The organism is Intestinimonas sp. RTP31139st1_F5_RTP31139_211217 (assembly GCF_040226735.1).
GTDB lineage: Bacteria > Bacillota > Clostridia > Oscillospirales > Oscillospiraceae > Intestinimonas > Intestinimonas butyriciproducens.
In genome coordinates, this window is the sequence record NZ_JBCOAQ010000016.1 from 48,330 (window position 1) to 70,382 (window position 22,053).

The window sequence follows — 22,053 nt, forward strand, 5'->3', positions numbered from 1 at the left end:
CTCTCCTAAGGCTCAGATTTTGGGTTCTTCGGCTCTTCAAAGGGTTTGTTGTAGAGGCACAGCGCGGCCAGCAGCAGGAGTATGCCCAGGAGCATCAGCCCCAACCCGGACAGTTTTCCAGTCATGCGCCACCCGTACAGCAGCAGTGCGAGACCCGCCCCAAAAAACAGGGCGATGAGGACCACGCGTAGTGTTTTATGTTCCTTCCAGTATTTCATGCACACACCTTACCCTTTCAGACCGCCCACGGTCATACCCTGGGTCAGTTTCTTCTGGACGCAGATATAAAGAATGAGGGTGGGTAGCATCACCAGCACCAGTCCAGCGTAGAGAATACCGTATTCGGCCTTGGACTGCTGGGCCTGCATCAGATTCAGCAGCCCCACCGGGAGAGTGCGGGGCCCTTTGGCGGAGCTCATAAGGGTCATGGAGATGATGTACTCATTCCAGAAAGAGAGAAAATTAAAGAGGATGATGGTGATGATGGAGGGCTGCGCCATGGGAAAGATGATTTTGATCATGGTTTTGCCGTAGCCCGCGCCGTCGATATACGCGGCCTCCTCAAAATCGTGGGGCAGAGTGGCAAAATAACCTGAGAGGAGGTAGATGGTAAAGGGAAGGGCTGTGGAGGCGTATACCACCGCCAGAACAAAGAGGTTGTTGAGCAGAAAGCCGCTGCCGAGAACGCCCTTCAGAAAGCTGTCGCCGTCCCGGAGCATCAGGAAGATGGGGACCACGATGTAGTTGACATTGATGAAGAGACCGGCCATAAAGCAGGTGTTGAGGAAACGGCGCCCCTTAAAGTGGAAACGGGAGAGGCAGTAGGCTGCCGGGAGAGCCACCACCAGCAGCAGGAGAAGGGCCAGGGCGGTGACGATGACCGAATTGAGCATGTAATCGCCCATATTGGCCGCGTTCCAGGCATCTACGAAATTCTGCCAGTAGAAGCTGGCGGGCAGGGTCCACGGGTTGCCGTAAAACTCGCTGTTCTGTTTGATGGAGGCGAGAAAGACCCAGGCCACCGGGACGAGGATGCACACCGCCAGGGCGATGAGGACCACATAGATAAAGATTTGATAGAGCCGGTCGCCGGTCCCGTGTTTTTTCACTTCCTGATCCATATCCGCACCCCCTTAGAATTCCAGAGGCTCCCGCTTGGTGACCTTGTTCACCAGGGCGGAGAGCAGGAAGGAGAAGAGGAAGATGACTACGCCGATGGCCATGGAGTAGCCGTAGAGTCCGGCATCCTTCTGGCCGTACATATAGGAGAGGGCTACCTCGGAGGCGCCGTTGGGGCCGCCGCTGGTCATGGCCTTGACGAAGAGGAAGGCCATATTAATGGTGGAGATGATGAAGAAGGTGAGGGTGGTGCGGATGTTGGTCCAGATGAGGGGAATGGTGATTTGGAAAAACTGCGTCACCCGCCCGGCCCCGTCCAGGCCCGCGCTCTCATAGAGGCTCTGGGGCACACTGGACATAGAGGCCATATACATGACCATGTAATAGCCGACGGCCTGCCACACCATGGCGATGATAATACTCACCATGACCAGGGGCTCGTCCTTCCAGAGGACCATGACGGTCTTGCCGGAGAGCATGGACAGGATGCTGTTGAGCATGCCGTTTTCCGGCTTGTAGATGGCGGAGAAGATACCGGAGATGACCACCACAGAGAGGATGTTGGGGATGTAAAAGACCACGCGGAAGAAATTTTGCCCTCTGATCTTCTCCCGGGTCAGGATGCCGGCAAACACCAGCGCGAGAGCAAAGGTGATGACGGTGACGACCACGATGAGGAGGATGGTGTTCTGCATGGAGCGGATGAATTGACTGTCGCGGAAAAGCATCTGGAAATTTTTAAGGCCCACAAAGGTCTCGGTGGGCGAGTAAGCGCCGCGCTCAAAGAGGGACATGCGGAATACGTTCAGAGTGGGAAGAATCATAAAAATAAAGAACAGGATCGCCGCGGGGGCGACACACAGCGCGATGAACCGGCTGCGTCCCCTGTGTTTCTCCATATGCTCAGCTCCTTTCAAGCTCTGCTGCGGCACGTACGGGCGGAGCGCATAAACCGGCTCCCGACCGCAGAAATACGGCTGCGGGGGAGCAGATTTATCCGCTCCGTACGGTTTTGGGAAAAAGGGACGGTGAGTAGGTCGCGCTACTCACCGTCCCTCAAGCCTGCTCTGTGGAAGGAGGGGGCGACCTCGGAGGGGATCAGCTCTGCAGATTGACCCGCATCTGCTCGCTGGCCGACTTTACGGAGGCGATCCAGTCGTCCTCGGTCATGGAGCCGCTCACCAGGGAGTTCACGGGATCAAAGAACACGCCGCGCACCTCGATGCCGGGGATGGGGGTGAAGGTGGCGAAGTTGCCCATGGCGGCTTTGGCGCCGTTGTCATAGATGGAGTAGAAGAGCTGATTGTCGCCCTCCAGCTTGTCGGCGATGTTCAGCACGGGCTGGATGGCGCCGGCCTTGGCAAAGATTTCACAGGCGCTGTCGCTGTACAGGAAAGCGATGAACTCCTTGGCGGCGTCGGGATGCTCTGCGCCGGCGGGGATCCAGGCCTGCTCGAACCAGGTGTAGCTGTAACTGTCGCCGCCCTCTTCAACGGCGGGCAGGGCGGTCATGCCCCACTGGAAGCCGTCAGCCCTGGGAGCGTCGGCCATCTCGCCTACGATCCAGGTGCCGTTGGGCATGAACAGGGCCTTGTTGTCCAGCACCAGCTGCTGGTTCTGGGTGAAGTCCTGGTCATTGGCCTGGGCGGGGGTGACGGGGTTGGTGTAGGTCGCAAGCTTGGCCACGATATCAAAACAGGTCTTGGCCTCCGGGGTGTCCCAAATACCCTCGGTATAGTGGGTGGCCTGGTCAAAGAACTCGGGGCCGCCGGCGGAATACATCAAAGCGTAGAAGAAGGCGTCGAAATAGCCTGTGGTGGGATAGGTGAAGAGGGCGATATCTTCGGCGGCGGCCTTGTCGCCCAGCGCCCACATCTCCTCCCAGGTGGTGGGAACGGTCCAGCCCTTTTCTTCAAAGAGACCGGCGTTGTAGAACAGGCCGCAGGGAGAATAGAACATGGGGGCGAGATAGGTCTTGCCATCACCATAGGGGTTGGTGAGTGAGGTGTCGGTGAAGCCGCCGGCGATCTTGTCGGAGACCTTGGCCTCTTCGCCGGGTACGGTCATGGAGAGCACGTCGGTGATCTCCAGAATGTTGTGGTCCTTGATAAACTGTTCGGTGAGGCCGGCTTCGCGGCCGGTGGCCAGGTGGATCACGTCGGGGAACTCGCCGCCCTGCATGGAAGGCCCGATGACGTCTTCGAGCTTCTTGTCGGTGATGAGGTCCACGGCAATCCCGGTCTGTGCGGTGAAGGCGTCGGCCACCTCCTGCCACATGTCGGCGCCGTAGGCTGTTTCAATGGCGGCCACCTGGATGGTTTCAGCGGCGGGGGAGCCGGTGTCGGCGGGGGAGCCGGTATCCGCGGGTGCGGGTGTGGCGGACGAACCGCCGCCGCAGCCGGCCAGCAGGGAGAGGGCCATTGTGCCCGCCAGAGCGGCGCTGAACGCTTTCTTCATTTTCATTTCCTCTTACCTCCTAATATTGATGATGACACTGTGAACGGCGGCATTGGAGCGTGGGCCGACCGCTTAAAGTACTTTAAGTATATCGGATGGAGAGGCCAATTCAATTTTATTCTTGTCACCATTTTTATATAAATTGCTTTTTGATATTTGGGATAATAATTTTTGAGAATAAAAACAAATTTTGTGCATGATGTCCACAAAAAGAAAGAACGGTTTTTTAACGAAACGACGAAACACTGAATTTTACGACAGAGAACACCCCAAATATTTTTCTTTTTATGGATTGCACAAGAAGGAAAGGTGTGCTATGATCAGAACGCTGCAAGTTTAAGTTTCAAACGCAAGAATCCTAAAGCCTGAACGGGAGTCCTGCCATGAGTAACGACCGTTATGAGTTCCCTGGAGGGATCGCCAGCCCCATTGACCGCTCCGCCACCAAGCTCCTGTACGTGAGCACGGCCAAATATGGAGGAGACTGGCACAGCCTGCTGCACACCCATACCTGTGCGGAACTTTTTTATGTAGTTGGCGGGGTGGGGCAGTTCAAGGTGGCCGGGCGGATGCTGCCTGTGGCTGCGGATGATCTAGTCATCGTCAACCCCAATGTGGAGCACACCGAGGTCAGCCTCAACTCCAGCCCATTGGAGTATATCGTCCTGGGGGTGGAGGGACTGGAGTTCGGTCCGGACGGGGCGGCAGACGCCCCCTATGAGGTCATCCATTTCCGGGGCGGCGGGGAGGAGATGCTCTTTTATCTCCGGGCCATGCTCCGGGAGATCGAGACCAAGGCGGCGGGGTACGAGGTGGTCTGCCAGGACCTGCTGGAGGTCCTTCTGATCCGTGTCCTACGGCATACCGATTTTTCGCTCACTGTGGCGCCGGCCGGACGCAGGGCCAGCAAGGAGTGCGCCGCAGTGCGCCGGTACATTGACGGACATTTCAAAGAGAATATTAGTCTGGATATGCTTGCGGAGCTCACACATATCAATAAGTATTATATGGTGCATGCCTTCAGCAGGGAATACGGCGTGTCTCCGATCAACTATCTGATCTCGCGCCGCATTCAGGAGAGCCGATACCTCCTCAGCGACACCGACCATTCGCTGTCTCAAATTTCTCATATGCTGGGCTTTTCTTCTCCCAGCTACTTCTCCCAGAGCTTCCGCAAGCTGGAGGGGATGAGCCCCATGGAGTACCGCAAACGGCGGGCCGGGGAACATGGGCCCAGAGAGGGCGGGATGGCTTCAGATTCGCGCCTATCCACAGTGGACAGCAGGGGGAAATAGGAGTAAAATACCATAGATTAAATGGGCCGAACGGCCATTGAAAAAGGCAGAGGGAGTGACGTTATGTCTATTCTGGTCAGCGGCGGAGCCGGCTACATCGGCAGCCACACCTGCGTGGAACTCATCCAAGCGGGCTACGACATTGTGGTGGCGGATAATCTGGTTAATGCCAGCGAGGAGGCGGTCCGCCGGGTGGAACGGATCGTGGGAAGGGCCGTGCCCTTCGTCAAGGTGGACCTGTGCGACCCGGTGGGGGTGGAGGCCCTGTTCGCAGAGTACCCGGACATCGACGCCGTGATCCACTTCGCCGCCCTTAAGGCGGTGGGGGAGAGCGTGGCCAAGCCCCTGGAGTATTATACCAACAATCTGGTCAATACCCTGACGGTGCTCAACGCCATGCGCAGGCATGGGGTAAAGAATTTTGTCTTTTCCTCCTCCGCCACCGTCTACGGCGATCCCCACACCGTGCCGATCCGGGAGGACTTTCCGCTCTCCACCACCAACCCCTACGGCACCACCAAGCTGTTCATCGAGCGTATCCTTACCGATTGCTGTGCCGCCGATCCCACGCTGAATGTGGCGCTGCTGCGATACTTCAACCCCATCGGAGCGCACGCCTCCGGCCTCATCGGAGAGGACCCCAACGGTATCCCCAACAATCTGGTCCCCTATATCGCCAAGGTGGCGGTTGGGCAGCTCAAGGAGCTCCATGTGTTCGGCAGCGACTGGCCCACCCACGACGGCACCGGCGTGCGGGACTACATCCATGTGGTGGATCTGGCCCGCGGCCATGTGGCTGCTCTCAAAAAGCTGTCTCAGAACTGTGGACTCTTCCTCTGCAACCTGGGCACCGGCAAGGGCTACAGCGTGCTGGACGTGCTCCACGCCTACGAGAAAGCCTGCGGCAAGCCTCTGCCTTACGTCATCGATCCCCGCCGCCCAGGGGATATCGCCGCGTGCTGGGCCGATCCGTCCAAGGCCCGAGAAGAACTGGGCTGGGAGGCGCAGTACGGCATTGAGGAGATGTGCGCCTCCTCCTGGAAGTGGAAGAGCATGAACCCCAACGGATATGAAGGCTGAGGTGAGGCGGAGATGAAAAAACCGGTTCTGGTGGTCATGGCGGCAGGCATGGGGAGCCGCTACGGCGGACTCAAGCAGCTCGACCCCGTGGGAGGACACGGACAGCTTATTATCGATTATTCCATTTACGATGCCAAACGGGCTGGTTTTGAAACCGTGGTCTTTGTCATCAAGCATGCGATCGAGGAATCCTTCAAGGCCGGCATTGGAGACCGGCTGGCAAAAGTGATGGAGGTGAAGTACGCCTACCAGGAACTGGACGACCTGCCGGTGGGCTATGCCGTCCCGGAGGGGCGGGTTAAGCCCTGGGGCACATGCCATGCCGTCCTGGCGGCGCGGCACGTGGTGGAGGGTCCCTTTGCCGTCATCAACGCCGACGACTATTACGGCCCGGAGGCTTTTCAGGAGATCTACAGCTACCTGTGCAGCCATCCGGACAGCCGGGATAGCTATGAGTACGCCATGGTGGGGTATCTCCTGGGCAATACCGTCACCGAGCACGGCCATGTTGCCCGCGGGATCTGCGAAGAGACAGAAGGACACTTCCTCCGGGCAGTCACGGAGCGCACCCACATCGAAAAGGCGGGGCATGACGCCCGCTATACCGAGGACGGTGGTGTCACATGGACCGCGCTTCCCGGGGGTACCATCGTGTCCATGAACCTGTGGGGCTTTACGGCCAGCTTCCTCTCGGAGGCCCAGCGCCGCTTTCCCTCCTTCCTGGACCGGGCACTGGCTGAGGACCCGATGAAAGGGGAGTACTTCCTGCCCAGCGTGGTGAGTGCGCTCATCGAGGAGGGACGGGCACGGGTAAGGGTGCTCAGGAGCCGGGACCGCTGGTACGGCGTGACCTATCAGGACGACAAGCCCGTGGTGGTACAGGCCGTGTCCGATATGACGGCGAAGGGGCTTTACCCGGAAAATCTTTGGGGAGGAGAGCGCTGAATGGGAAAGGCGGAGGATTATATCGAGGAGGCTCTGGCCGCCTATGAGCTGGGGGCCCCTGTGGTGGGGGCGGTCCGATTCGGGGAGGGCCATATCAACGATACCTTCTGCGTTCATACCCAGCCTCCGGATGGGGCGTGCAGACGTTTTATTCTCCAGCGCATCAGCGCCGCCGCCTTTGGGAACCCGGAGCAGCTCATGCGGAATGTGGTGGGCGTCACCGACTATCTGAAGAAGGTGATCGCCCGGGAGGGGGGAAATCCCGACCGGGAGACACTGACCATCCTGCGCACCCGGACCGGGACGTGCTACTTCACCGACCGTGCGGGCGGGGCCTGGCGGTGCACCCCCTTTATTGAACATACGGTCTGCCTCCAGGCGGCGGAGACGCCGGAGCTGTTTTATGCCTCTGCCAAGGCGTTCGGGCGATTTCAGCGCCTGTTGAAGGATTATCCCGCGGACACGCTTTTTGAGACCATTGAAAAGTTTCACGATACGGAAAACCGGCTGCGGAATTTCCGAAAGGCGCTGGAGGCGGACAAGCTGGGCCGGGCGGCCGGGGTGAGGGATGAGGTGGAATTTGTACTCCGGCGGTCGGCGGACTGTTCCGTGGCGCTGGAGGCGCAGAGGGCGGGGAAACTCCCCCTGCGCGTCACCCATAACGACACCAAGCTCAACAACGTGCTCATGGACGAGAAGACGGGAGAGGGGATCTGCGTCATCGATCTGGATACCGTGATGCCCGGCCTGGCCATCAATGATTTCGGGGACTCCATCCGCTTCGGTGCCAACCACTCCGCCGAGGACGAACGGGATCTCTCCAAGGTGAATTTTGACTTGGGCCTTTTTGAGGTCTATACCAAGGGCTTCCTAGAGGGCTGCGGAGGGATCCTCACGCCCGCGGAACTGGAGTATCTGCCATGGGGGGCCAAACTCATGACGCTGGAGTGCGGGATCCGCTTCCTCACCGACTATCTGGAGGGCGATCATTACTTTGCCGTCCACCGGGCAGGGCAGAATTTGGACCGCTGCCGCACCCAGTTCAAGCTGGTCTCCGATATGGAGCGATGCTGGGATGATATGGCGGCGGCCGTTCGGAAGTACGCATGATCCCATCCGCAAAAGGAAAACGCGCGGTGATCTGTCACCGCGCGTTTTCCCGCTCTTTTCCACAAAACGGCAGGACGCTTTTTGTGGGAATATGAAAACTGCACAAAGTTTATCAAAATTAACTTGACAACAACTATCCACATTGCTATGATGGCACTAGAACAAAATGGCAATGGAGACACAGGGGAGGGATGCGGCGTGCTGATTACCAGAGAGACGGATTATGCCCTTCGGGTCCTTCGGGCGCTGTCGGAGGGGGAGCAGCTCACAGCGGGAGACATCTCTGAACAGCAGATGGTGCCCAAGCCGTTTGCCTATAAGATCATCAAGAAGCTGAGCAAGGCGGGATTCGTGCGCATTACCAGAGGTGCTGACGGCGGTTGCCGTCTGGCTGTGAGACTGGATAAGGTGACGCTTTATGATCTAATGGCGGCAATGGAAGAGGACAGTGCAGTCATCGCCTGCATGGAGCCGGGCTATTCCTGCCCTTGGCGGGAAGCCCACGGAGGCTGCATGGTTCACTGCCGGCTGGGGCTTGTACAGCAAAGGCTGCATGAGGAGCTGCGGGGGCATACGCTCCAGGAGCTGATTTTTGGCACGGCTGCGGAGTGAGTTTTTTACGCAAATTGTGGATAAAATTTATCCAATATAATCAATGACCAAAGGAGGCAGAGATATGAATTTCCAGACAACAAAGCAGCACGAGGAATTTCGGGCCAAGGTGAGAGCCTTTGCCGAATCCGAGGTGAAGCCGGTGGCGTTTCTTCTGGACAAAGAGAACCGCTTCCCGGACGAGATCGTAAGCAAGATGGGAGCACTGGGCCTGATGGGTGTGCCCTATCCCACGGAATACGGCGGGGCGGGATTGGACGTGCTCAGCTATGCCATTGCCGTGGAGGAGCTCTCGCGGGTAGACGGCGGCACCGGCGTGATCCTCTCTGCCCATGTATCCCTGGGCTCATGGCCCATCTTCGCCTACGGTACGGAGGAACAGAAGCGGAAATACCTGGCGCCTCTGGCCAGGGGGGAGAAGATCGGTGCGTTCGGACTCACGGAGCCCAACGCAGGCTCCGATGCCGGCGGTACGGAGACCACCGCCGTCCTCAAGGGCGACCACTATATCCTGAACGGGGGAAAGATCTTTATTACCAACGCCCCCAAGGCGGATACCTATGTGGTGTTTGCCGTCACCACGCCGGACATCGGCACCCGAGGCATCAGCGCTTTTATCGTGGAAAAGGATTTCCCCGGCTTTGATTTCGGCGACCACTATGACAAAATGGGCATCCGCTCCTCTTCCACCGCGGAACTGATTTTCAATAACGTGCCGGTGCCCAGAGAGAACCTGCTGGGCAAGGAGGGAGAGGGCTTCAAGATTGCCATGGCGACTCTGGATGGCGGGCGTATCGGCATTGCCTCCCAGGCTCTGGGGATCGCACAGGGGGCCTATGACTCGGCTGTGGAATATGCCAAGGAACGGGTCCAGTTTGGAAAGCCCATCGGGTTCCAGCAGTCCATCTCCTTCAAGCTGGCGGATATGGCCACCAAACTGCGCTGTGCCCGGATGCTGATTTATTCGGCGGCCGAGCTCAAAGAGCACCACGAGCCTTACGGCATGGAGTCCGCCATGGCCAAGATGTACGCCTCCGACATCGCGCTGGAAGTCACCAACGACGCGCTCCAGATCTATGGCGGCGCCGGCTTCATGAAGGGTATGGATGTGGAGCGGGCCTACCGGGACGCGAAGATCACCACGATTTATGAAGGCACCAACGAGATCCAGCGGGTGGTCATCGCCTCCCACATTCTGGGCAAGCCGCCCAGGGATGCGGGGTCCTCCAGCCAGCCGAAGAAGCCGGCGCCCGTCACCGGCGTGCGGAAAAAGCGCATTCTCAGGGACGGCTCCGCCGAAGAGCAGGTGCAGGAGCTGGTGGAGTGTCTCAAAAAGGATGGCCACGACTTCACTGTGGGGATCCCCATGGACACCCCCATCGCCCGGGCCGAGCGGGTGGTCTCCGCCGGACAGGGCATCGGAGACCAGAAGAATATGAAGCTCATTGAGCGGCTGGCCAAGGCCGCCGGAGCTGCGGTGGGCGCCTCCCGCCCCGTGGCGGAGACACTTAAATATGTGCCTCTGGACCGGTATGTGGGCATGTCTGGTCAGAAGTTCACCGGCAATCTGTACATCGCCTGCGGAATCTCCGGCGCGGTTCAGCACCTCAAGGGCATCAAAGACGCCTCCACCATCGTGGCCATCAACAAGAACGCCGGCGCTCCCATTTTCAAAAACTGCGACTACGGCATCGTGGGCGATGTAAATGAGATCCTGCCCCTGCTGGCCAAAGCCTTGGATACGGGCGACAAGCTGCCCGCCCCGCCCATGGTCAAAATGAAGCGTCCCACGCCTCCCAAGCCGGAGCCCATCGGAAAACGGTATGTCTGCGGCGGCTGCGGCTACGAGTATGTCCCTGAGCTGGGAGACGAGGACGCAGAGATCGCCCCGGGCACCCTTTTTGAGAAGCTGCCGGAGGATTGGGTCTGTCCCGAATGCGCCGAGGGTAAGCACATGTTCATTGAAGTATGACTGAGAGGGGGATTTTAAGATGTATTGCGTGAGAAACGTCACCGAGGACCTCTACTGGGTGGGGGCTAACGATCACCGGCTGGCCCTCTTTGAGAATATCCATCCCATCCCCAGAGGGGTGTCCTACAACGCCTACCTGCTGCTGGACGAGAAGTCCGTTCTCTTCGACACGGTGGACTGGTCGGCCTGCCGCCAGCTCCTGGAGAATGTGGAGCACCTCCTGGGCGGGAGAGGGCTGGATTACCTGGTCATCAATCATATGGAGCCCGACCACGGGGCCTCCATCGAGGAGATCCTGCTTCGCTATCCGAAGGTGAAGATCATCTCCACGGAGAAGGCATTTATGCTCATGCGCCAGTTCGGGTTTCAAGTGGACGGCCACGAGTTGATCGAGGTAAAAGAGGGGGACACACAGTCCTTTGGAAAGCACGTGGTCACCTTTGTAGCCGCCCCCATGGTCCACTGGCCGGAGGCCATGGTCACCTTCGATACCACCAACGGGGTCCTGTTCTCAGCCGACGCGTTCGGCTCCTTCGGAGCGCTGGACGGCAAGCTCTTTGCCGATGAGGTAGACTTTGACCGCGACTGGATCGATGACGCCCGGAGGTACTATACCAATATTGTGGGCAAGTATGGCCCTCACGTCATGCACTTGCTGAAAAAAGCGGGGACCATTGATATCAAGATGCTCTGCCCCCTCCATGGTCCCGTTTGGCGGGAGAATATCCCCTATCTTCTGGATAAGTATGTCCACTGGGCCACCTATGAGCCGGAAGAGAAAGGTGTGGTGGTGGCGTACGCCTCCATGTACGGAAACACTGAGGCGGCGGCCCAGGCGTTGGCGTCCAAACTGTGCGAAAAGGGCATGACCAATGTATGGCTGTATGACGTGAGCAATACCCACGTTTCCTATCTCATTTCCGAGACCTTCCGCCTGTCCCATGTGGTGCTGGCCTCAGTGACTTACAATTTGGGCATCTATCCTGTTATGTACGGTTTTCTCCAGGATATGAAGGCCCTCAACCTGCAAAAGCGCACTGTGGCCATCGTGGAGAATGGCTCCTGGGCCTGTAAATCAGGCGATCTCATGCAGAAGTTCCTGGACGATGAGATGAAGGGCATAACCGTACTGAATGAGAGGCTCAGTCTGGCCTCCTCCCTGGGGGAGGGCAAAGAGGCGGAGCTGGACGCCTTGGCCAACGCCATTCTGGCATCTATGCAGTGATACGGCCCCCTCCGCCCGCCCAGGGCGCCGCCGCGTATTCCCACTCAGGGACCAGTCGTTATGGGGGTCCCGTAAAGAGACGTCCTCCGTGCTGTTCAGCACGGAGGACGTCTCTTTTGTGCGTTGTGATCGCCGTGACGGCGGCGGGAATTCAGACCATGTGTTCCCAGCCATACTGCGGATTCTGCGTACAGAATTTTCCGCCCGAGATGTAGACCTCGGTGCCGTTCATATATTCTGCGATGTCGCTGCTCAAAAAGACCAGCACTTTGGCCAGATCCTCAGGGCGGCCAAACCGACGGCAGGGGATGGCGGAGAGCAGGGCGTCCCGATTTCTGGCAATGTGATCCCTGGTGATCTCGGTGGCGATCAAGCCGGGGACATAGGCCAGCACCCGGATCTGGTCGGGGGCCAGCTCGGCGGCAAAGGAGCGCGTGAGAGAACTCACCGCGGATTTACACGCGCTGTAGGGCGCACGTCCGGCATTCGGGATGACGGCGGAATAAGATGAGGCGTTCAGAATGACGCCGCCTCCGGTCTTGCGCATGTGCGCCGCCGCGATCTTGCATCCGGCAAAGACCGAGACGAGCAGGGCCTCTGTACTGTTGCGGAATTCGTCGTAGCTGTAATCCATCAGGGACTTTGTCTGGTTGGAGGCGGCATTGTTGTACCAGACGTCAATTTTGCCGTAGGCCTCCGCCACTTCGTCGGCGAAGCGCTCCACGGCGGGGTAGTCGGTCACATCCAGGCTGCGGGCAAAAACGGAGTAGCCCGCGGCCTGAAACTCCCGGACCGCATCCTCCAGGCGGGCCTGTCCGCGGGAGCAGACGGCCACATGGCAGCCCTCCTTCAGATACTCCCACGCAACGGCCTTCCCAATGCCGCTGGAACCGCCGGTGATGACGACGGTCCGGCCGGTTAAACCAAGTTCCATATATGATGACCTCCCATGTCGATTCGTTTTTGGAACGCAAGATCTTATGCCTTGAAGGCGCTTTGCTGTTCCAACGCATCCAACTGTGCCAGAAAGCTGTCGGCCATTTCGGCCCAAAGGGCGGGGTCACACTGCGGATAGTCCCGGTCTCCATACTGCTTCAGCCGTTCCAACATGGATGTGTTTTCCGGATGAGAGCCCAGGGCGATGTCCACGGGCAGAGCGCGGAGCCGCTCCATGGAACGGCGGTATTCCCCGCGCAGAGATACGGGCAGGCCGGTGTGGCGCAGAAAGCCGTCACTGAGCGTGTTGAGTCCCAAACCGCCGTGCATGGCACAGCGGTAGACCCTCCCTGTCGCCTCGTCTGTGTCCTCAAAATAGAAGGAAGTGCAGCCGGGCGTGTGCCCCGGGGTAGAGAACGTGTGGATCGAAAAGCGCCCTTGTACAATGGGCGTGTCCTCCCGATACACCTCATCTACGGCAAAGGGCGTAAAGGGGTAGCGGTCCGGGTAGATAAGGCTTTGGTGGGACTCCTCCAGGAAAAACAAATCTCGCTCTCCGAGGTAGATCCGGGCCTGGGGGGCGAGTCCCTGCAGAAAGCGGGCGCCGCCACAGTGATCATAATGGGCGTGGCTCAGGAGAATGGCACGGATATCCTTAGGGTCGAAACCCAGCGTGCAGATGGAGTAGACCAACAGGTGGAGGGTGGGCTGCATCGCGGTATCCAGCAGCAGCAGCCCGTCACCGGTATCGAAGAGATAGGCGCCTACCCAGCGATTCCCGCTGACATAATAGACATGGGGCGCGACGTGGAAGGGGGGCTGCCACCAGTCCCAGGGGCTGTCGCAGCAGGCGCGCATATATTCGGTGGGCCGCATAAGAACATTCCTCCCGGCGGGAAAGGTCCGGCACATCAGGGGATGGACCTCCGATTTTTGACTAGTATAAATCGGGTGTGGCCAGAAGGCAAGCAAAAAAATAAAAAATTTTTCTCAGTGTGTTTTTTGACCCGGCGCATATTTCTTGAGCAGGCAAACGTTTGCGGGGAAACATTAGATCAAAAAATAACAAATGATAATTTGATTAGTAATGTACAAAAAGAGATGGAAGAAATACAATCCGAATAAACAAAGTGCCGAAAAATAAGGCTTGTTTACAAAAAGAGAGAAAATTTTAGAGGGGGATCAAACGATGAAAAAAGACTTGGAGCAGCAGATATATTTTGAGGATATGGAGATCGGGGACAAGGTGGTAAGCGTGGGGCGGACGATCACCGAGGCGGATATCGTGAGCTTTGCGGGGCTGACTGGGGACTACAATACGCTGCACACGGACGCGGAGTTTGCCAAGGGGTCCATTGCCGGGCAGCGACTGGCCCACGGTATGCTGCCCCTTACATACTCCTCGGGGCTTTTCACACGGACGAGCTACAACCAGGCCATGATGGCGCAAATGGCGGCGCTGACGGAGATCAACTGGAAGTTCAAAAAGCCGGTTCTCATTGGGGATACGATCCACGTGGAGCAGGAGGTCATCGAAAAGGCGGACCCCCGGCCGGAGAGCGATATGGGAAAGGTCACCTTCCTGCGCACCATCTTCAACCAGCGGGGCGAGATCGTCCAGCAGGGTGAGTTCAAGCAGTTGATCCGTAAATATCCGAAATAAAGACAAATAAGAGGATTCAAAAACAAAATTGGAAGGGAAGGGTATTCATGCAGGCTCTGGAAGGATTGAAGGTAGTTGAAGTAGGCAATATTCTGGCAGGCCCGTGGTGTGGGACGATGATGGCGGATTTCGGCGCCGACGTCATCAAGGTGGAACCCCCCAAGGGCGGCGACCTCATGCGGAATATGGGGCGCATCAAAGACATGTGGTACGCGGTGGAGGGACGGAATAAACGCTGCGTCACGCTGAACCTGAAGTCGGAGAAGGGCAAGGAGATGCTCACCGACCTGATCAAAGATGCGGATATCCTGATCGAGAACTTCCGCCCGGGCGTATTCAAGCGGCTGGGCTTTACATGGGAGTCCCTGCATGCCCTCAACCCCCGGCTGGTGTATGTAACGTCATCCGGATACGGACAGACCGGACCCAACAGCCACAAGCCCGGGTTTGACCGCATTGGCCTGGCGCTGGGCGGGTTCCTGGAGATCACCGGCTTCCCCGGCGAGCCCCCTGTGAAGCCCGGCATCTCGGTGGCCGACTTCTACACGGCCATGTTTGCGTGTATGGGCGCCATGTTCGCCATCTATAACCGGGATGTGGTCGGGACCGGAGAAGGGCAGATGATCGACTGCTGCCTGACGGAATCGATGCTCCGCCTCCAGGAGAGCATTATCGCGGAGTACAGCTATGACGGCACGATCCGGACCCGTATCGGCAACGGTACGCTGGTGACGGTCCCCTCCGGACACTTCCTCACCAAGGACGGAAAGTACTTGGTGCTCTCCGTCTCGGGCGACAAACTGTTCAAGCAGTGGTGCGAATCCATCGGCAGGCCGGAGTTGGCGGAGGTCGAAGACTATAAGACCGGCGCGGGGAGGACGGCCAACCGGGAGGAGATCAATGCCATCTGCGCCGAATGGGCCAGGGAGCACACCATTGAGGAGTGCCTGGAGGTCTTGGGCGACGACATTCCCAACTGTCCTGTCTACAATGTGGCGGACATCATGCAGGACGAGCATTTCAAGGCACGCAACGCCATCGTGGATGTGGATACGGAACAGTTCGGCACACTGAAAATGCAGAACTGCGTGCCGAAGATGTATGGTACGCCCGGCGAGATCAAGTGGGCGGGCGCCCCTCTGGGCAAATTCAACGAGGAGGTTTACGGCGAAAAGCTGGGACTTACGCCGGAAGACTTGGCAAAACTCAAAGAGGAAGGCGTCATCTGAACCTATGACCCTCCGGATGAGAAAAGTTCGAAAGGCGGAGAGAAGAATGTTGACGATGGGAGTAGATATCGGGTCAACGGCGTGCAAGTGCATCATCATGGAGGATGGTCAGGAGATCAAAGCACGCGCGGTGGTACCGTTAGGGACGGGGACGCAGGGGTCCAGGACGGTGTTCGAGGCGGCGCTGACAAAAGCGGGGAAAACGCGGGAGGAGATCGAACGGATCCTGGTGACGGGATATGGACGGTTCACGTTCGAGGCGGCGGACAGCCAGAAGAGCGAGATCACGTGCCATGCCACGGGGGTCCATTACCTGCTGCCCACAGCCCGTACCGTGGTCGACATTGGCGGGCAGGATGTAAAGGCACTCCGCCTGAGTGAGGATGGCCTTCTGGATAACTTCGTGATGAACGACAAATGCGCAGCAGGGACCGGTCGCTTTCTGGACGTGATGGCCGGTGTGCTGGATGTGAAGACGGAGGAGCTGGGGGAGCTGTCATCGCAAGCCCGGTCGGAAGTGAGCATCAGCAACACATGCACGGTATTTGCCGAGTCGGAGGTCATCTCACAGCTTTCGAACAATGTACCGCTGCCGGATCTGGTGGCGGGGATTCACGCGTCGGTGGCAAAGCGAGTGGCGGCGCTGGTATTCCGGAATGGGCTGGTGAAGGATGTGGCGATGAGCGGCGGGGTGGCGCTGAACAGCGGAGTTGTTCGGGCGCTGAGCCGGGAGCTCAAGAGCGAGATTCTGGTCCACGAGGACTGCCAGCTGGCCGGGGCCATCGGGGCCGCGATTCTGGCATACCGGGAGGCAAAACGAGTCTCCTGAGCAAGTGAGAAGCAAGCAAGAAGAAAAAGAAGAGGAGTGATCGAAATGGCAGAACACACCGCGCCGGCGGCGAAGCCGAAGAAGCCGCTGCCCAAGTCCCGCCAGATGATGAACGAGCAGACGGCGAAGTGCTATGCCGACGCCTGGGCGGCGAAGAAGCGTGGAGAGCCGGTGGGCTGGTCCACCGCCATCTTCCCCCAGGAGATCTGCGAGACATTTGGCGTACCGGTCCTGTACCCGGAGAACAACTGCGCCTCCGTATCCGCCAAGCACATGGGGGACCAGTTCATCTCCCACTCGGAGGGAGAGCTGGGCTATCCCATCAATATCTGCTCCTATGCCCGTCTGAACCTGGGGATCGCGGATACCTTCGACGATCCCAACTATGACTATGAGCCCAAGCTGCCCCGACCGGACTTCCTGCTGCTGGCCAACAACAGCTGCACCCAGCTGATGAAGTGGTATGAGAACCTGGCTCGGAAGCTGAACATCCCCATCTTCTTTGTGGACTGTCTCTTCAACTACTATGAGGAGGACCCGGCCCCCCACAAGATCAAGTACGTACGCAGCCAGATCGAAAACTATATCAAGGATATGGAGAAGTTCCTGGGGCGGAAGTTCGACTGGGATAAGTTCCTGGAGGTGCAGAAGCGCTCCCAGATCAACTGCCACCTCTTTGACGAGATCGTGGCGCTGAACCAGCGCAAGCCCGCGCCCATGAGCGGCTTCGACCTCTTCAACTACATGGCGGCCCTGGTACTGTGCCGGGGCAAGGAGTCCACCACGGCCATCTTCGAGCAGCTCAAGGCGGAGGTCTTGGAGCACATCGCCAACGATACCAGCACCTTCCCCGCGGAGGAGAAGTACCGCGTCCACTGGGAGGGCATCGCCTGCTGGCCGAACCTGGGCTATAACCTGAAGACGCTGAAAAACTACAATGTCAACGCGGTGATGAACGGGTATGTCACTGCGTGGGATGTGCTGTATGAGCCCGGGGATCTGGACGGCATGGCCCGGGCATACCAGATCTCCTCCACCAACAGCCTGTCCACCCCCTCCATCATGGGCAAGCGTGCCCAGAGCATCAAGGACTTCGGCTGTGACGGGATGCTCTGCCACGTGAACCGGAGCTGCAAGCTGATGACCTTCCACATCTTCACAGGCCGGGATATGATCGAGGAGCAGGCGGGTGTGCCGGTGGCGAACTTCGACGGGGACCAGTCGGATACGCGGGTGTTCTCCGAGGCACAGTTCGAGACCCGCCTCCAGGGCCTGGTGGAGATCATGGATGAGAAAAAGAAGAAGGGGGCGGCGGAATAATGTCGGAGATCAAGGCGATACTGGAAGAGCTGGCGGAGGTATCCGGGAATCCCCGGAAGCAGATGGAGAAATATCTGTCGGCGGGGAAGAAGGTCGTGGGCTGCTTCCCTGTGTACACGCCGGAGGAGCTGGTGCACGCCGGGGGTATGATCCCCATGGGCCTGTGGGGCGGACAGATCACGCCGTCTGTGGCGGGAAAGTATAACCCGATCTTCACCTGCTCCATCATGCGCTCCTGTATGGAATACGGGATGACGGGGGTGTACGAGGGCCTGACGTGCGCGGTGATGCCGATGCTGTGCGACACGTTCCGCGGCATGAGCGCGGCGTGGCGGTCCGGCGTGAAGGACATCCCGCTGGTGTCGTTCATCCACCCGCAGAACCGGACGGACTCCGATGCATTTTCGTTCCTGGTGGAGGAGTACCGGGCGGCGGCGAAGAAGCTGGAGGAAGTGACGGGATGCACCATTACGGAGGAGTCTCTGGCGCAGAGCATCGAGGTGTATAACGAGCACTCGGCGACGATGATGGCGTTTGCGAAGGCGGCCAACGACCACCTGGACGTGATCACGCCGGTGGCGCGGCACGCGGTGTTCAAGAGCGCGCTGTTCATGGAGAAGGGGGAGCACACGGAGAAGGTAAAGGAGCTCCTCTCGGCTCTGGAGGGGCTGCCGAAGTATGAGCACAAGGGGAAGAAAGTGATCCTGACGGGGATCACGGCGGAGCCCGACGAGTTTTTGGAGCTGTTCACGGAGTGCGGGATTGCGGTGGTAGGAGACGATCTGGCGCAGGAGTCCCGGCTGTACCGGACGGCGATCCCGAAGCGTGGAACGGCGCTGGAGGATCTGGCGGGGCAGTGGTTTGAGCGGAAGGGATGCTCGATGGTGCATGAGGTGGAGAGCACACGGGGCTCCATGCTGGTGGAGATGGCGCAGGCCGCGGGGGCCCAGGGGATCGTGGTGTGCCTGATGCGCTTCTGCGATGTGGAGGAGTACGACTATCCCATGATCGCACAGTGCGCCAAAGAGGCCGGCCTGCGCTGCCTCTGCCTGGAGATTGACCAGAGCACCCAGAACAACGAGCAGTCCCACACCAAGATCCAGAGCTTCGCTGAGATGGCATAGGCCACTTTGACCCAATAGACTTTGACTGGTTGGGCATCAGGCCCTCCCCCGCACAGGGACTTTGGTAAATGGGATCTCTGTGTCGGAGGGGGGCGGCCCGACAGGGTATCTGCGCGAAGTGAATTACAAATAATTCTTTTTATGTAAGTATATGGGTGGAACGTCCCCTCTTTGGCGCTGTCACTGCATAACAAACCCCACTGCGGCACGCCGGAGAGGGTTTCCAGCGGACCGAAGTGGGGGCGGCCAGCAGCTAAGGGGACATGGCAGGCAAAGCATGTGCCGACGGAGGGGTGCTCTCAGCGGAAGCTAACCCTCAGTATTCTGGTACTGCTCCATGTACTTGATCAGGAAAGAGCGGAATTGACGGGCCGCGACGGAGAGCTTGCGCCCTTTGTGCCAGGCAATGACCTGGGTCCGGGGGACAAGGGGCTGTGACAGCTTGGCATATTCAAACGTGCTGAGTATGTTGCTGGCGATTCCCAGCACAGAGGAGAAGCCGATCCCATAATTGGCCCGGAGCATTTCGGTGCGGAGCTGGTAATCGCACTCGACGACCACGTTGGGCTTAAAGCCGGAGGCGGCACAGATCTCGTCAAACCAGCGGCGGGAGGAATAGCCCTGGGAGAGCGCAACGAAAGGTTCGTTTTTGGCCTCCAGCAGGTCCAGGGTTTTCCGGCCGTGGAAGCGGTGGCTGGAGTTGAATACCAGAACCGGCCAGTCGTGATAGAGTACTTCGTAGTCCCATTCTCCACAGTCCAGGTCCCTGAGGGCGGTGACAATGAAATCGTATTTGGAAGAGGTCATGTGCTGGTTGAGGTCGTCCAGCTTGATGGCCGTGTGCTGTACCAGAATGTCGGGGTAGGTCTCAAGAAATTTGTGGATCGCACGGGTCCAGAGAGACTCGGCCGTGGAGGCCACGGTGAAGCAGTTGTCCCGGCGTACGCCGGCGTCCTTGAGTTCCGTCTTGGCATTTTGCAGAGCGTCGAAGATTTCATTCACATAGCGCTGGAGAATGCGTCCGTTTTCATTCAGGCGGATGTTGCGGCCCACGCGGTCGAAGAGCTTGACGCCAAGTTCGTTTTCCAGTCGGGAGATGGTGGCACTCAGAGAGGGCGCGGCAATCATAAGGCTTTCGGCGGTGCGGGTCAGATGTTCTCTCTCCGCCAAAACTTTAAAATAATATAGCTGCAGCAGTTCCATGAGATCATCTCCATTCATACTAACAGTGGCATGAGCAACTATTAGGTTATATAGGAAAAGTATAGCACAGTTCAAAAAATATGACAATTCTAAATGACAAAAAAAGAGAAATTTCGGCATCATGATCAATTCAGTTTAGGGGCGGGCCCCTAAACTGCTGAGGAGCGCTCCTCAGCAGTTTGATATTCCCTGGATACGCAGTAAAAAATGAACGGCACGATAGCTGTAGACGGAAGGACGGACAAGTACATCGCAATCTCTGTGGGAAGAGAGAAGAAAAACAACTGAATCATGAATGAGGGGAGAATTCGGTATGGAATCCAGTACTATTGCGATTATCATCACAATCATTACGATCATTTCCTTTGTCCTCGAGAAAATCCCCCTGGCGATGACCGCCATGATTGCCTCTCTGGCAATGGGCATCATTCTGCCTGAGATGAAGCTGGCAGATGTTTACAGCGGTTTCTCAAGCACGACGGTCATGATGGTCGCGGGCATGTGTGTTGTCGGCGACGCCCTCTTTAAGACCGGTATGGCCAATAAGATCGGCAAGGCTATCGGCGGAAGCTCCCTAGCCAAGAATGAACGGATGTTCACCATCGCGGTGGTTATTTGCTGCACGATCATGTCCTCGTTCCTGTCCAACTCCGGCACCATTGCCATGTGGATGCCCCTGATCGCCGCTGTAGCCGCCAAGTCCCACGGCGCGATCCGTTCCAAGATGGTCATTATGGCTGCTGGCATTGCCTGTGCTGTCGGCGGTGCGGGCACCCTGGTGGGCTCCACCTCCCAGCAGACCGCCAACTCCGTGCTGATGGGTTATGAGGAGTACAAGGACGGACTGGGTCTCTTTGACCAGACCTTGGTTATGATCCCTCTCTGTATCATCATGGTCGTCTACTTTGCCACGGTGGGGTATTCCCTCACCAAGAAGGTCCTGAAGCCGGAGAGCCCCGACTTTGACAAGGGGAACTATTACGCCGATCTGGCCAATACAACCACAGACGCTGCAACCTCAAATATCCCCGCCTGGAAGGGCTGGATGTCGGTTATAGTCCTGATCCTCTGCATCGTGGGGTTCATCCTCACAGGGTTTGCCCCCTTTAAGCCCTATTTGAATGTGGGCATCATCGGCCTGCTGGGCGCCACGATCCTCATCACCAGCGGTTGCATGCCCCTGAAAAAGACGCTGGCCGAGATGGACTGGAACACGCTGGTCATTTTGGCCGCCGCCCAAGGTTTTGCCAAGGGTCTGGATGTGTCCGGAGGCGGCAAGGTCATCGCCGACGCGGTGCTGAATCTGTTCGGAGGCTCGGAGAGCGCGTCCACCATGGCGCTGATGGCCGCGGGCGTGATCGTCACCGGTGTACTGACCAACTTTATGTCCAACACGGCGCTGGCCGCCATGATGACCCCCATTTATATCGAGATCGCCAAGAGCATGGGTGTGAGCCCCATCCCCTTCGTCATCGCCATCGGCTGCGTGGCCACCAATCTGGCCTGCGCCACCCCGGTCGGCACCCCCGCCTGCACCCAAACTCTCCCGGCCGGCTATAAATATATGGACTACATGAAGATCGGCGGTCCGCTGTGTATCATTTTGATCATTGCGGCGGCAGTCCTCTGTCCGATCATGTATACCTTCTGATCGGAAGATTTCAAAAGGCTTCCCTTCTGCGTCACGTCTGTTCCGTTCTATTTCTATGACTTATGAGACTTTGATACTTGAGACGGCTTTCCCATCCAGAGCGCTCCCTGCCTCCGAGGAGGCGGGGGCGCTCTTTTTATCGGGAAAGCAAAACCGCGGCGATCCCTTATCGGGGACCGCCGCGGCAAGTCATTTTTGCAGGGGCTGATTTTCCGCCCAGCCGCGGGTGCGCTCCACGGCCCGGTGCCAGTCCCGGAGCAGCGCCTGACGGCGCGCCTCGGGG

Annotated in this window: 20 protein-coding genes; 13 read left to right on the forward strand and 7 right to left on the reverse strand. The window is 58.3% G+C overall.

What is annotated here, in order from left to right; genetic code table 11:
- Positions 1 to 5 precede the first annotated feature (5 nt).
- The 4 genes from ABUA09_RS11055 to ABUA09_RS11070 all read right to left on the reverse strand — a co-directional run bounded on the left by ABUA09_RS11055 (position 6) and on the right by ABUA09_RS11070 (position 3,576).
- The gene (locus ABUA09_RS11055) at positions 6 to 218 is read right to left on the reverse strand and encodes a DUF6903 family protein (protein ID WP_033118684.1); all 213 of its coding nucleotides are present in this window, start codon (positions 216 to 218) and stop codon (positions 6 to 8) included.
- Between the two features lie 9 nt (positions 219 to 227).
- Positions 228 to 1,121 (reverse strand): carbohydrate ABC transporter permease, encoded by an 894-nt coding sequence (locus ABUA09_RS11060; protein WP_058118152.1) that lies wholly within the window; start codon positions 1,119 to 1,121, stop codon positions 228 to 230.
- 12 nt (positions 1,122 to 1,133) lie between these two features.
- Positions 1,134 to 2,018, reverse strand: coding sequence for a carbohydrate ABC transporter permease (locus ABUA09_RS11065; RefSeq protein WP_033118682.1), 885 nt, complete (start codon positions 2,016 to 2,018; stop codon positions 1,134 to 1,136).
- 199 nt (positions 2,019 to 2,217) lie between these two features.
- Complete coding sequence (locus tag ABUA09_RS11070; RefSeq protein ID WP_156113800.1) at positions 2,218 to 3,576, reverse strand: carbohydrate ABC transporter substrate-binding protein; 1,359 nt, start codon at positions 3,574 to 3,576, stop codon at positions 2,218 to 2,220.
- Positions 3,577 to 3,959: 383 nt separating this feature from the next.
- On the opposite strand from ABUA09_RS11070, the gene ABUA09_RS11075 reads away from it, so the two are divergent.
- The 7 genes from ABUA09_RS11075 to ABUA09_RS11105 all read left to right on the forward strand — a co-directional run bounded on the left by ABUA09_RS11075 (position 3,960) and on the right by ABUA09_RS11105 (position 11,815).
- On the forward strand, positions 3,960 to 4,871 hold the full coding sequence (locus ABUA09_RS11075) for an AraC family transcriptional regulator (RefSeq protein WP_082636086.1): 912 nt from the start codon (positions 3,960 to 3,962) through the stop codon (positions 4,869 to 4,871).
- 63 nt (positions 4,872 to 4,934) lie between these two features.
- Positions 4,935 to 5,951, forward strand: coding sequence for a UDP-glucose 4-epimerase GalE (gene galE / locus ABUA09_RS11080; RefSeq protein WP_279204051.1), 1,017 nt, complete (start codon positions 4,935 to 4,937; stop codon positions 5,949 to 5,951).
- A gap of 12 nt (positions 5,952 to 5,963) precedes the next feature.
- Positions 5,964 to 6,896: a sugar phosphate nucleotidyltransferase gene (locus tag ABUA09_RS11085; RefSeq protein WP_208320042.1), complete on the forward strand. Its 933-nt coding sequence runs from the start codon at positions 5,964 to 5,966 to the stop codon at positions 6,894 to 6,896.
- On the forward strand, positions 6,897 to 8,006 hold the full coding sequence (locus ABUA09_RS11090) for a phosphotransferase enzyme family protein (protein WP_058118148.1): 1,110 nt from the start codon (positions 6,897 to 6,899) through the stop codon (positions 8,004 to 8,006).
- Positions 8,007 to 8,204: 198 nt separating this feature from the next.
- Entirely contained in the window at positions 8,205 to 8,618 is a 414-nt protein-coding gene (locus ABUA09_RS11095) for an RrF2 family transcriptional regulator (RefSeq protein ID WP_195614986.1), read from the forward strand.
- 64 nt (positions 8,619 to 8,682) lie between these two features.
- Positions 8,683 to 10,590: an acyl-CoA dehydrogenase family protein gene (locus ABUA09_RS11100; protein WP_081959943.1), complete on the forward strand. Its 1,908-nt coding sequence runs from the start codon at positions 8,683 to 8,685 to the stop codon at positions 10,588 to 10,590.
- Between the two features lie 19 nt (positions 10,591 to 10,609).
- Positions 10,610 to 11,815, forward strand: a complete 1,206-nt coding sequence (locus ABUA09_RS11105) for an FprA family A-type flavoprotein (RefSeq protein ID WP_227152074.1) — start codon at positions 10,610 to 10,612, stop codon at positions 11,813 to 11,815.
- 151 nt (positions 11,816 to 11,966) lie between these two features.
- Here ABUA09_RS11105 and ABUA09_RS11110 read toward each other — a convergent pair whose 3' ends face one another.
- The gene (locus ABUA09_RS11110; RefSeq protein WP_033118675.1) at positions 11,967 to 12,749 is read right to left on the reverse strand and encodes an SDR family NAD(P)-dependent oxidoreductase; all 783 of its coding nucleotides are present in this window, start codon (positions 12,747 to 12,749) and stop codon (positions 11,967 to 11,969) included.
- Positions 12,750 to 12,793: 44 nt separating this feature from the next.
- Positions 12,794 to 13,627: an MBL fold metallo-hydrolase gene (locus ABUA09_RS11115; RefSeq protein WP_033118674.1), complete on the reverse strand. Its 834-nt coding sequence runs from the start codon at positions 13,625 to 13,627 to the stop codon at positions 12,794 to 12,796.
- A gap of 313 nt (positions 13,628 to 13,940) precedes the next feature.
- On the opposite strand from ABUA09_RS11115, the gene ABUA09_RS11120 reads away from it, so the two are divergent.
- From ABUA09_RS11120 to ABUA09_RS11140, 5 genes are read left to right on the forward strand one after another with little or no spacing between them, the layout of a single operon-like run.
- Entirely contained in the window at positions 13,941 to 14,414 is a 474-nt protein-coding gene (locus ABUA09_RS11120; protein ID WP_033118673.1) for a MaoC/PaaZ C-terminal domain-containing protein, read from the forward strand.
- 47 nt (positions 14,415 to 14,461) lie between these two features.
- Positions 14,462 to 15,643, forward strand: a complete 1,182-nt coding sequence (locus ABUA09_RS11125; protein WP_033118672.1) for a CaiB/BaiF CoA transferase family protein — start codon at positions 14,462 to 14,464, stop codon at positions 15,641 to 15,643.
- 46 nt (positions 15,644 to 15,689) lie between these two features.
- The gene (locus ABUA09_RS11130; protein WP_081959941.1) at positions 15,690 to 16,472 is read left to right on the forward strand and encodes an acyl-CoA dehydratase activase; all 783 of its coding nucleotides are present in this window, start codon (positions 15,690 to 15,692) and stop codon (positions 16,470 to 16,472) included.
- Positions 16,473 to 16,517: 45 nt separating this feature from the next.
- Positions 16,518 to 17,792, forward strand: a complete 1,275-nt coding sequence (locus ABUA09_RS11135; RefSeq protein WP_058118142.1) for a 2-hydroxyacyl-CoA dehydratase subunit D — start codon at positions 16,518 to 16,520, stop codon at positions 17,790 to 17,792.
- A complete protein-coding gene (locus tag ABUA09_RS11140) occupies positions 17,792 to 18,916 on the forward strand; it encodes a 2-hydroxyacyl-CoA dehydratase subunit D (protein ID WP_349949363.1) in 1,125 nt (374 codons plus the stop codon). Before ABUA09_RS11135 ends, ABUA09_RS11140 begins: the two co-directional genes overlap by 1 nt.
- A gap of 309 nt (positions 18,917 to 19,225) precedes the next feature.
- Here ABUA09_RS11140 and ABUA09_RS11145 read toward each other — a convergent pair whose 3' ends face one another.
- Complete coding sequence (locus tag ABUA09_RS11145) at positions 19,226 to 20,119, reverse strand: LysR family transcriptional regulator (RefSeq protein WP_033119402.1); 894 nt, start codon at positions 20,117 to 20,119, stop codon at positions 19,226 to 19,228.
- Between the two features lie 313 nt (positions 20,120 to 20,432).
- On the opposite strand from ABUA09_RS11145, the gene ABUA09_RS11150 reads away from it, so the two are divergent.
- Positions 20,433 to 21,770: an SLC13 family permease gene (locus ABUA09_RS11150; RefSeq protein ID WP_075704338.1), complete on the forward strand. Its 1,338-nt coding sequence runs from the start codon at positions 20,433 to 20,435 to the stop codon at positions 21,768 to 21,770.
- Positions 21,771 to 22,053 lie beyond the last annotated feature (283 nt).

Coding starts and splice junctions, on each gene's coding strand:
- ABUA09_RS11150 (WP_075704338.1), top strand. CDS start 20,433: ATGGAATCCAGTACTATTGCGATTATCATCACAATCATTACGATCATT.
- ABUA09_RS11145 (WP_033119402.1), bottom strand. CDS start 20,119: ATGGAACTGCTGCAGCTATATTATTTTAAAGTTTTGGCGGAGAGAGAA.
- galE (WP_279204051.1), top strand. CDS start 4,935: ATGTCTATTCTGGTCAGCGGCGGAGCCGGCTACATCGGCAGCCACACC.
- ABUA09_RS11060 (WP_058118152.1), bottom strand. CDS start 1,121: ATGGATCAGGAAGTGAAAAAACACGGGACCGGCGACCGGCTCTATCAA.
- ABUA09_RS11070 (WP_156113800.1), bottom strand. CDS start 3,576: ATGAAGAAAGCGTTCAGCGCCGCTCTGGCGGGCACAATGGCCCTCTCC.
- ABUA09_RS11100 (WP_081959943.1), top strand. CDS start 8,683: ATGAATTTCCAGACAACAAAGCAGCACGAGGAATTTCGGGCCAAGGTG.
- ABUA09_RS11075 (WP_082636086.1), top strand. CDS start 3,960: ATGAGTAACGACCGTTATGAGTTCCCTGGAGGGATCGCCAGCCCCATT.
- ABUA09_RS11065 (WP_033118682.1), bottom strand. CDS start 2,018: ATGGAGAAACACAGGGGACGCAGCCGGTTCATCGCGCTGTGTGTCGCC.
- ABUA09_RS11140 (WP_349949363.1), top strand. CDS start 17,792: ATGTCGGAGATCAAGGCGATACTGGAAGAGCTGGCGGAGGTATCCGGG.
- ABUA09_RS11055 (WP_033118684.1), bottom strand. CDS start 218: ATGAAATACTGGAAGGAACATAAAACACTACGCGTGGTCCTCATCGCC.
- ABUA09_RS11120 (WP_033118673.1), top strand. CDS start 13,941: ATGAAAAAAGACTTGGAGCAGCAGATATATTTTGAGGATATGGAGATC.
- ABUA09_RS11135 (WP_058118142.1), top strand. CDS start 16,518: ATGGCAGAACACACCGCGCCGGCGGCGAAGCCGAAGAAGCCGCTGCCC.
- ABUA09_RS11105 (WP_227152074.1), top strand. CDS start 10,610: ATGTATTGCGTGAGAAACGTCACCGAGGACCTCTACTGGGTGGGGGCT.
- ABUA09_RS11125 (WP_033118672.1), top strand. CDS start 14,462: ATGCAGGCTCTGGAAGGATTGAAGGTAGTTGAAGTAGGCAATATTCTG.
- ABUA09_RS11110 (WP_033118675.1), bottom strand. CDS start 12,749: ATGGAACTTGGTTTAACCGGCCGGACCGTCGTCATCACCGGCGGTTCC.
- ABUA09_RS11090 (WP_058118148.1), top strand. CDS start 6,897: ATGGGAAAGGCGGAGGATTATATCGAGGAGGCTCTGGCCGCCTATGAG.
- ABUA09_RS11115 (WP_033118674.1), bottom strand. CDS start 13,627: ATGCGGCCCACCGAATATATGCGCGCCTGCTGCGACAGCCCCTGGGAC.
- ABUA09_RS11085 (WP_208320042.1), top strand. CDS start 5,964: ATGAAAAAACCGGTTCTGGTGGTCATGGCGGCAGGCATGGGGAGCCGC.
- ABUA09_RS11130 (WP_081959941.1), top strand. CDS start 15,690: ATGTTGACGATGGGAGTAGATATCGGGTCAACGGCGTGCAAGTGCATC.